This window comes from Burkholderia sp. Ac-20353 (assembly GCF_017104785.1).
Taxonomy (GTDB): domain Bacteria; phylum Pseudomonadota; class Gammaproteobacteria; order Burkholderiales; family Burkholderiaceae; genus Burkholderia.
Genome location: NZ_JAAGPL010000294.1, coordinates 1 through 7,980, shown reverse-complemented (window position 1 = coordinate 7,980; position 7,980 = coordinate 1). Strand labels below are relative to the sequence as shown.

Annotated in this window: 7 protein-coding genes; 3 read left to right on the top strand and 4 right to left on the bottom strand. The window is 65.9% G+C overall.

The window, feature by feature from the left end:
• A partial coding sequence (gene gspE, locus G3N94_RS38320; RefSeq protein ID WP_205799413.1) for a type II secretion system ATPase GspE occupies positions 1-1,279 on the bottom strand: 1,279 nt, incomplete at its 3' end.
• Entirely contained in the window at positions 1,276-3,588 is a 2,313-nt protein-coding gene (gspD, locus tag G3N94_RS38315; RefSeq protein WP_205799412.1) for a type II secretion system secretin GspD, read from the bottom strand. The genes gspD and gspE, both read right to left, overlap by 4 nt.
• Before the next feature lie 365 nt (positions 3,589-3,953).
• Here gspD and G3N94_RS38310 point away from each other — a divergent pair, with 365 nt between their 5' ends.
• Positions 3,954-4,406, top strand: a complete 453-nt coding sequence (locus G3N94_RS38310; RefSeq protein ID WP_205799411.1) for a lytic transglycosylase domain-containing protein — start codon at positions 3,954-3,956, stop codon at positions 4,404-4,406.
• A gap of 178 nt (positions 4,407-4,584) precedes the next feature.
• On the top strand, positions 4,585-5,874 hold the full coding sequence (locus G3N94_RS38305) for a GTP-binding protein (protein WP_205799410.1): 1,290 nt from the start codon (positions 4,585-4,587) through the stop codon (positions 5,872-5,874).
• A 105-nt stretch (positions 5,875-5,979) separates the two neighbouring features.
• Here G3N94_RS38305 and G3N94_RS38300 read toward each other — a convergent pair whose 3' ends face one another.
• Both G3N94_RS38300 and G3N94_RS38295 read right to left on the bottom strand, forming a co-directional pair.
• Positions 5,980-6,258 (bottom strand): HU family DNA-binding protein, encoded by a 279-nt coding sequence (locus G3N94_RS38300; RefSeq protein WP_006401505.1) that lies wholly within the window; start codon positions 6,256-6,258, stop codon positions 5,980-5,982.
• A gap of 13 nt (positions 6,259-6,271) precedes the next feature.
• A complete protein-coding gene (locus G3N94_RS38295) occupies positions 6,272-6,634 on the bottom strand; it encodes a hypothetical protein (protein WP_205799409.1) in 363 nt (120 codons plus the stop codon).
• A 14-nt stretch (positions 6,635-6,648) separates the two neighbouring features.
• Between G3N94_RS38295 and mnmC the strand changes: the two genes are divergently transcribed.
• On the top strand, positions 6,649-7,980 hold a 1,332-nt coding region (mnmC, locus tag G3N94_RS38290), incomplete at its 3' end, for a bifunctional tRNA (5-methylaminomethyl-2-thiouridine)(34)-methyltransferase MnmD/FAD-dependent 5-carboxymethylaminomethyl-2-thiouridine(34) oxidoreductase MnmC (RefSeq protein ID WP_205799408.1).

The window sequence follows — 7,980 nt, the reverse complement described above, 5'->3', positions numbered from 1 at the left end:
ACTTGTCGCAGCCGACCGGGTGCCACACGGTGCGGCCGTCTTCATGGCGTTCTTCCTTGCAGACCGGGCAGAGCTGCCGCACGAGCCGCTGCGCGAGCACGCCGAGCAGCGACGACGCGAGCAGATAAGGCTCGACGCCCATGTCGGTCAGACGCGTGACGGCCGACGCCGCATCGTTGGTGTGCAGCGTCGCGAGCACAAGGTGGCCCGTCAGCGACGCCTGCACCGCGATCTGCGCGGTTTCGAGGTCGCGGATTTCGCCGATCATGATCACGTCCGGATCCTGGCGCAGGATCGAGCGCAGCGCGCGCGCGAAGGTCATCCCGATCCGCTCGTTCACCTGCGTCTGGCCGATGCCGCCGAGATCGTATTCGATCGGGTCTTCGACGGTCATGATGTTGGTCGTCGCGGTCTCGAGCCGCGACATCGACGCATATAGCGTCGTCGTCTTGCCCGAACCCGTCGGGCCCGTGACCAGCACGATACCGTGCGGGCGCGCAATCAGCTTGTCGAATTGCGTAAGCGTGTCGCGGCCCATCCCGAGCGCTTCGAGGTTCAGGCGCGCCGCATCCTTTTCGAGCAGACGCAGCACCGCGCGCTCGCCGTGCCCGGTCGGCAGCGTCGACACGCGCACGTCGACCGGCCGGCCGCCTACCCGCAGCGTGATGCGGCCATCCTGCGGCAGACGCTTCTCGGCGATGTCGAGCTGCGCCATGATCTTGATCCGCGAGATCAGCGCGCCGTGCAGTGCCTTCTTCGGACGCACGACGTCGCGCAGCGTGCCGTCGACGCGAAAGCGCACCACCGATGCATTCTCGAACGGCTCGATGTGGATGTCCGATGCCTGTTCGCGCGCCGCTTGCGTGAGCAGCGCGTTGATCATCCGGATGATCGGCGCATCGTCTTCCGATTCGAGCAGGTCCTCTACTTCGGGGATGTCCTGCATCAGCCGCGACAGGTCGACTTCGCCTTCGACTTCGCCGACCACCTGCGCAGCGCTGCCGTCCTGGCGCGCATACGCCTGGTTGATCGCGTGCGCGAGCTCGTCGGCCGGCAAGCGCTGCACCGAGATCGAGCCGAAGTTGCGCGCGATCTCCGCGAGCGCCGCGTCGTTCGTGCGTTCGCTGATCCACACTTCGAGCGTGTCGTCGTGCTGATGCGCGATGAGGACCTGTCCGCCTTTCGCAAAGCTATACGGCAACAGCCGCGCGGCGAGCGGCGACGGCGCCTGCCGTTCGTCCGGCGCGCCTTCGTGGGTGGACGCGAGCGCCTCGGTCACTGCGACACTCCCGGCGTGGCCGTCAGCGGCTGCTGCGGCACCGTCTGCAGCGGGACGCTCTGTGGCTGCGGGGCCGACGGTTGCGATTGCGGTTGCTGCGGGGCCTGCTGCTCGCGGCGCATCTTCGTCAGGTCGAACAGGTTCATCGACGGCGAGCCGCCCTGGCTCGGCCCCAGCGGCATCGGCGGCACGACCGGATCGTCCTTGTCGCGGATCACGTTGTTGTCGGAGCGGTACGCGCCCGTCACGCCCTGGATATAGTCGTAGCGGTTCGCCGAGATCGCCTGCGCCGTCGCGCGATCGCTGATGATCACCGGACGCAGGAACACCATCAGGTTCGTCTTCTGCCGCTGCTTGCTCTCGGAGCGGAACAGCTGGCCGATCCACGGAATGTCGCCGAGCAGCGGCACCTTGCTGTTCGCGACCTGGTAGTTGTCCTGCATCAGGCCGCCGAGCACGATGATCTCGCCGTTGTCCGCGAGCACCGTCGACTGGATCGAGCGCTTGTTGAACGTCGGGCCGGCCGGGTTCGTCGTCGTGTTCGTCGTGCCGCTCACGACCGATGAATCCTCGGTGTAGAGCTGCAGCTTCAGGATCCCGCCGTCGGTGATCTGCGGCTTCACGTGCAGCGTGAGGCCGACGTCGCGGCGGTCGTAGGTATTGAAGGTGTTGCCGGTACCGGTGGTCAGGTTCGAATACGAACCGCTCGCGATCGGCACGTTCTGGCCGACGACGATCTTCGCTTCCTCGTTGTCGAGCGTGATCAGGTTCGGCGTCGACAGCACGTTCGCGTCGCTGACGCCCGCGAAGTACTGCAGCAGCGCGCCGAGGCCCTGCACGCCGAACATGTTGTGCAGCCAGCCGACGTTGAGGCCCTGGTTGAGGTTCTGCGACAGCGAAGCGAGACCTGCAGCGCCGCCCGTCGCGACCGCCGCCCCCACGCCGAGGATGCTGTTGCCGGATACGTTGCCGGCCGTGGCCGCGAGGTTCGTGCCGCCCAGGAAGTTGCCGCTGCCGACCTGCCACTGGATGCCGAGGTTGCCGGCGTTCGTCGAGTTCAGCTCGACGATCAGCGCCTCGAGGTAGACCTGCGCACGCCGCGCGTCGAGCTGGTCGATCACCGCGCGCAGGTTCCGATAGACCGCATCCGGCGCGGTGATGATCAGCGAGTTGGTCGCCGCGTCGGCCTGGATCATGCCGCCCGGCTGGTTCTCGTCGCTGCTCTTGTCCTTGTCGCCGCCGAGCAGGCCTGCGCTGCCGAGGCCGCCGCCCGACGACGACGAGCCGCCGTACTGCGACGACGAGCCGCTCATCGACGACGGCAGCGGCGGGGTGCCCGCGGTGCCGGTCGAGAAGTTGCCGCTCTGCGACGAGCCGCCCTGGTTGAACGCGTTCGCGTCGTTCGACGTCGCCGACGCACCGCTGTCGGTGCTGCTCTTGCCGAGCATCCCGCGCAGCGTCTTCGCGAGCTTCACCGCGTCGGCGTTGCGCAGCGGCACCACGTGCATGTTGCCGGGCACGCTGCTCGGTGCATCGAGCTGCTGCACGAGCCGCTTCGCGGCCGCGAGGCGCGACGCGCTCGACGCGCGCAGCATCAGCGAGTTGGTGCGCGGGTCGGCGGTGACCGACACCTTCAGCGTCGCGTCGCTGTTGCCAATCGCGCCAGGGTCGAGCATCTTCTGGAGCTGCGCCGCGAGATCGATCGCGTTCGCATTCCTGAGCGGCACGATCTGCACCTGCGCACCGGCGGCGCTGTCGACGCCCGCGATGATCTGCGCGATGCGGCGCACGTTGTCCGCATAGTCGGTGACGACGATCGTGTTGTTCGCCGGATACGCGGTGACCGTGTTGTTCGGCGAGATCAGCGGCCGCAGCACCGGCAGCAGGTTGTTCGCCGATTCGTTATGCAGTTCGAACACCTGCGTGACGATCTGGTCGCCGCGCGCCTGCGGCGTGTTGCCGACATAGGTCGGCACGCCCTGCAGCTTCGCGTCGGCCTCGGGCACGACCTTCAGCACGCCGTGGTCCTGCACGAGCGCGAAGCCCTGCATCCGCAGCGCGGACTGCAGCGTCTTCAGCGCCTGGTCCTCCGGCACCGAACGCTCGGCGACGAGATTGAGCTGCCCCTTCACGCGGGGGTCGACGATGATGGTCTTGCCGGTCGCAGCGCCGATCGCCTTCGCGACCTGATCGATATCGGCGTTGACGAAATTGAGCGTGACCTGGGCGTAGGCGGCCTGCGAAACGATGATGCCCGCGACCATCAGAGTCGTGGCAACGCGCCGCATAACGAAGCGATTTCTTGTCATGGATGAATGGGTCGATGCCGGCTCAGGCCACATCCGGCGGTATTACTGGATCCAAATCCGAAAAAAGCGACATTAGCAGTTTTTCATGTCCGAAATATCACATCGACCCGAGGACTGTCTCACATACGACAGAAATGCGGACATGTGTATGCAAAATGTAAGATTTGGAACCGGTCTCCGCTCGCGCGCCTGTCGTAATCATTTTCAGGATGAATTGAAACGAAAATGCGGTATAACCCGCCATTCGGCGCCGTGGCACACGCAACGCCGATTGCTGTCGGTATGATACGAGCGACGCGATGCGTGTCGCGCGAATTCCGGGCACGGGTTTTCCCGCCCCCGGCCCGTTTCCGCTTCCTTGCACGATGAACAGACGCTTCGTTTCGATCGCGTGTTTGATTGCTGCCGGCGCCGCTTTCGCCGGCGGAAACGCACGCGCCGATTGTTTCGATGAAGCAGCCCGCTACCAGCAGGTCAATCCGCTGATCCTGCGGGCGATTGCGTGGCAGGAATCACATAACCGGCCCGACGCGCTGAACAAGAATGCGAATGGCTCGACCGACTACGGTCTCATGCAGATCAATTCGATTCACCTGCCGACGCTGTCGCGCTACGGAATCGGTCGCGACACGCTGATGCAACCGTGCAAGAACGTCTATATCGCCGCGTGGCACCTGCGGCAGAAAATGAACCGGTACGGCAACACGTGGCAGGCGGTCGGCGCCTATCATTCTGAAACACCGTCATTGCGCGACAAGTACGCGAAGCAGATCGCCGGCATCCTCACGCAGTGGAAGCTGCTGCCGCCGCAGCCCTGAGCGGGCGCCGCGACCGCGCTTGACGTGGCGCCGGCCGGCCGGCACGCGTTTGATGCACAATGCGGGCTCACGCCGCAGCTTTGCGCCGCGCCGGGCGCGCGCTGATCGCGCCCCGGAGAGGCCACGCCGCGGCCGCTTTTTCCTCCGCTGTTTCATCTTTTAGTTGGTGCATATCGTTATGAATCCGGCAATGAACCAGCCGTTGCCCGTCACCGTGCTGTCCGGCTTTCTCGGCGCCGGCAAGACCACGCTGCTCAACCATATCCTCGCGAACCGCGCGGGCCTGAAGGTGGCCGTGATCGTCAACGATCTCGCGGCGGTCAATATCGACGCGTCGCTCGTGCGCGATGCGCAGGCGCTGTCGCATGTCGAGGAACGCCTCGTCGAGATGTCGAACGGCTGCATCTGCTGCACGCTGCGCGACGACCTGCTCGTCGAGATCCGCAAGCTCGCCGAGGACGGCCGTTTCGATGCGATCCTGATCGAGTCGACCGGCATCGCCGAGCCGATGCCGATCGCCGAAACCTTCACGTTCGTCGCCGACGACGGCACGTCGCTCGGCGAGCTCGCGCGGCTCGACACGCTCGTTACCGTGGTCGACGCATTCAATTTCCTGCGCGACTACGGCTCCGACGATGCGCTCGCCGCGCGCGGCATCGCGGCCACCGACGAAGACGATCGCACGCTCGTCGAGCTGCTGATCGAGCAGATCGAGTTCTGCGACGTGCTCGTGATCAACAAGGCCGACCTCGTCAGCGCGGACGAACTCGCACGCCTGCAGCACATCCTCGCGCGGCTGAATCCGCGTGCACACCAGGTCGTGTCGACGTTCGGCAACGTGCCGCTTCGCGAGGTGCTGAACACGAGCCGCTTCGATTTCGACGCGGCCGCAAACGCGCCGGGCTGGCTCGCATCGCTCGAGCATGCGCATGATCACGACCATGCGCACGTGCACGGCGAGGCCGACGAATTCGGGATCGGCAACTTCGTTTATCGCGCGCGCCGGCCATTCCATCCGGCACGGCTCTGGGCGCTGCTGCATCAAGAATGGCCCGGCGTGCTGCGCAGCAAGGGTTTCTTCTGGCTCGCGACGCGCAACGACATCGCCGGCTCGCTGTCGCAAGCGGGCGGCGTGTGCCGGCACGGGCCCGCGGGCTCGTGGTGGGCCGCGCAGGATCGCGCGGAATGGCCGGACGACGACGAGCTGCTCGCCGAGATCCGCGCGGAATGGCAGGGCGACCTCGACGACCGTTCGGTGGGCGACCGCCGGCAGGAACTCGTGCTGATCGGCATCGAACTCGACATGGACGCATGGCGTGCGAAGCTCGACGCGTGCCTGTTGACCGATGCGGAATTCGCGCTCGGTGAAGCGGGATGGTCAGCATTCGACGACCCGTTCCCGGCGTGGGATGTCGACTCGCACGATGACGACGACCACGGCGATGCGCAGATTCTGCACCATTCGTAACAACCGTTAAATCTTGCAAGAGCGGCGCGATCTGTGGCGAAAAAGCCGCGCGCCGCAATAAAAAAACCCGCCGAATGGCGGGTTTTTTCTGCACAGGCGCTGATATTAACGCTTGTTGACGGCGTCCTTGAACGCCTTGCCAGCCGTGAACTTGACGGTCTTGGCTGCCGGGATCTTGATGGTTTCGCCGGTCTTCGGGTTGCGGCCCGTACGTGCTGCGCGCTTGCCCGAACCGAAGCTGCCGAAGCCGATCAGCTGAACCGCGTCACCCTTCGACACGGCTTTCTTGATGACTTCGAGCAGCGTGTCCAGCGTTTCGCCGGTTTGAGCCTTGCTGGCGCCCGTTTGGGCGGCGACGGCGTCGATCAGTTCCTGTTTGTTCATTAAGGTTCCTTTTTCAGGTTAGGTTTGACACGAACAGCGCGAACGCGCCGATTATACGTGCGCGAACCGTGCCGTCGAGAGTCGGACTACGACGGCACAGCGCCGAATCCTGGCCCGCGCGGCGCACCCTCCGGCATGCCGGAGACCACCCCGCGGTACGGCGCTTGCTATGATAGCGCAGCGCAAACCCAATAACGACAAGGGTTTCAAAGATTTTCTTCGGTATTTCGCCGAATGAATCACTGGCTGCACATTTTTTGACCCGCGCCGGCCGGACAGGATCCGCAGCCGCGTCCGCCTGCTCGCACGGCCGTTGGTTCTTGCCAACGACCGCGCGGGTGGCGCGCCGCAATCCCTTGCCAGGCTTGGCTGCCACGTATTTTGTTTCGCATGCCCGACCGACTCGTTCCTGCCACGCTCGCGTTCCGCGACGACGGCACCCTCGTCTCGCCCGAATACGGCGACATCTATTACAGTGCCGCCGGCGCGCTCGCGCAGGCGAACCACGTGTTCGTCGCGGGCAACGGCTTGCCGCGGCGCTGGCAGCGCAGGCGCACGTTCACGATCGTCGAGACCGGCTTCGGCGCCGGCTGCAACTTCCTCGCGACCTGGGCCGCATGGCGCGACGATCCCGCGCGCTGCGAGCGCCTGCATTTCGTGTCGGTCGACAAGCATCCTTTCACGCGCGACGACCTGCGCCGCGCGGCATCGCATATCGTTGCGCACACAACCAACTCGCAGAACCTCGGCGCGCTGTTCGATGAACTTGTCAACGCGTGGCCGATGCTCGTGCCAGGTCTGCACCGGCTCGAATTCGACGAAGGGCGTGTCGTGCTCACGCTCGCGTTCGGCGACGCGCTCGAGCTGCTGCCAAAGCTCGTGGTGCGCGCCGACGCGTTCTATTTCGACGGCTTCGCACCATCGAAAAACGCGGACATGTGGTCGGTCGACGTGTTTCGCGCGCTCGCGCGCGTCGCCGACGACGGCGCGACATTCGCGACGTATTCGAGCTCGGGCACGGTCAAGCATGCACTCGACGATGCCGGCTTCGCGTATCGCAAGGTCGACGGTTTTGCGGGCAAGCACGCGATGCTCGTCGGCGAATTTGCGCCGCGCTGGCGGATGCGCCGGCACGAGCCGCCGCGTGCGCTGCCGGTCGAATCGCGACGCGCGATCGTGATCGGCGCGGGCATCGCCGGCTGCGCGGTTGTCGAACGGCTCGCCGCGCGCGGCTGGGACGTCACGCTGATCGAGCGGCGCGAGCGCATCGCGACCGAAGCATCGGGCAATCCCGCCGGCGTGTTCCATCCGCTGATGACACGCGATGACAACGTCGCGAGCCGGCTCACGCGCAGTGGCTTCATGCACGCGCTCGCACGCTGGCGCGCGCTCGAACGTGCCGGTCACGCGTTCGGGCGCAGCACGCGCGGGATGATCCATCTCGCGGAATCGGCAGCCGATTTCGAGCGGATACGCGCCGCGTTCGACGCGCTCGGCGTGCCGCCCGACTATGCGACGCTGCTCGATGCCGATGCGGCGCGCGCGCATCTGAAACTGCCGGTCGCGCACGGCGGCCTGCTGTTTCCGCACGGTGGCGCCGTGCGGCCGGCCGAGTTGTCGGCCGCGCAATGCGCGGCGGCCGGCGCTCGCGTGCAGATCCTGACCGGCACCGACGTCGCGCGTCTCGAGCGGCACGGTGCGACCTGGCGCGCGCTGGATGCC

Bases quoted from the DNA above. Each gene is read 5' to 3' on its own strand.
- G3N94_RS38305 (WP_205799410.1), top strand. From the start codon at position 4,585: ATGAATCCGGCAATGAACCAGCCGTTGCCCGTCACCGTGCTGTCCGGC.
- G3N94_RS38300 (WP_006401505.1), bottom strand. From the start codon at position 6,258: ATGAACAAACAGGAACTGATCGACGCCGTCGCCGCCCAAACGGGCGCC.
- G3N94_RS38310 (WP_205799411.1), top strand. From the start codon at position 3,954: ATGAACAGACGCTTCGTTTCGATCGCGTGTTTGATTGCTGCCGGCGCC.
- gspD (WP_205799412.1), bottom strand. From the start codon at position 3,588: ATGACAAGAAATCGCTTCGTTATGCGGCGCGTTGCCACGACTCTGATG.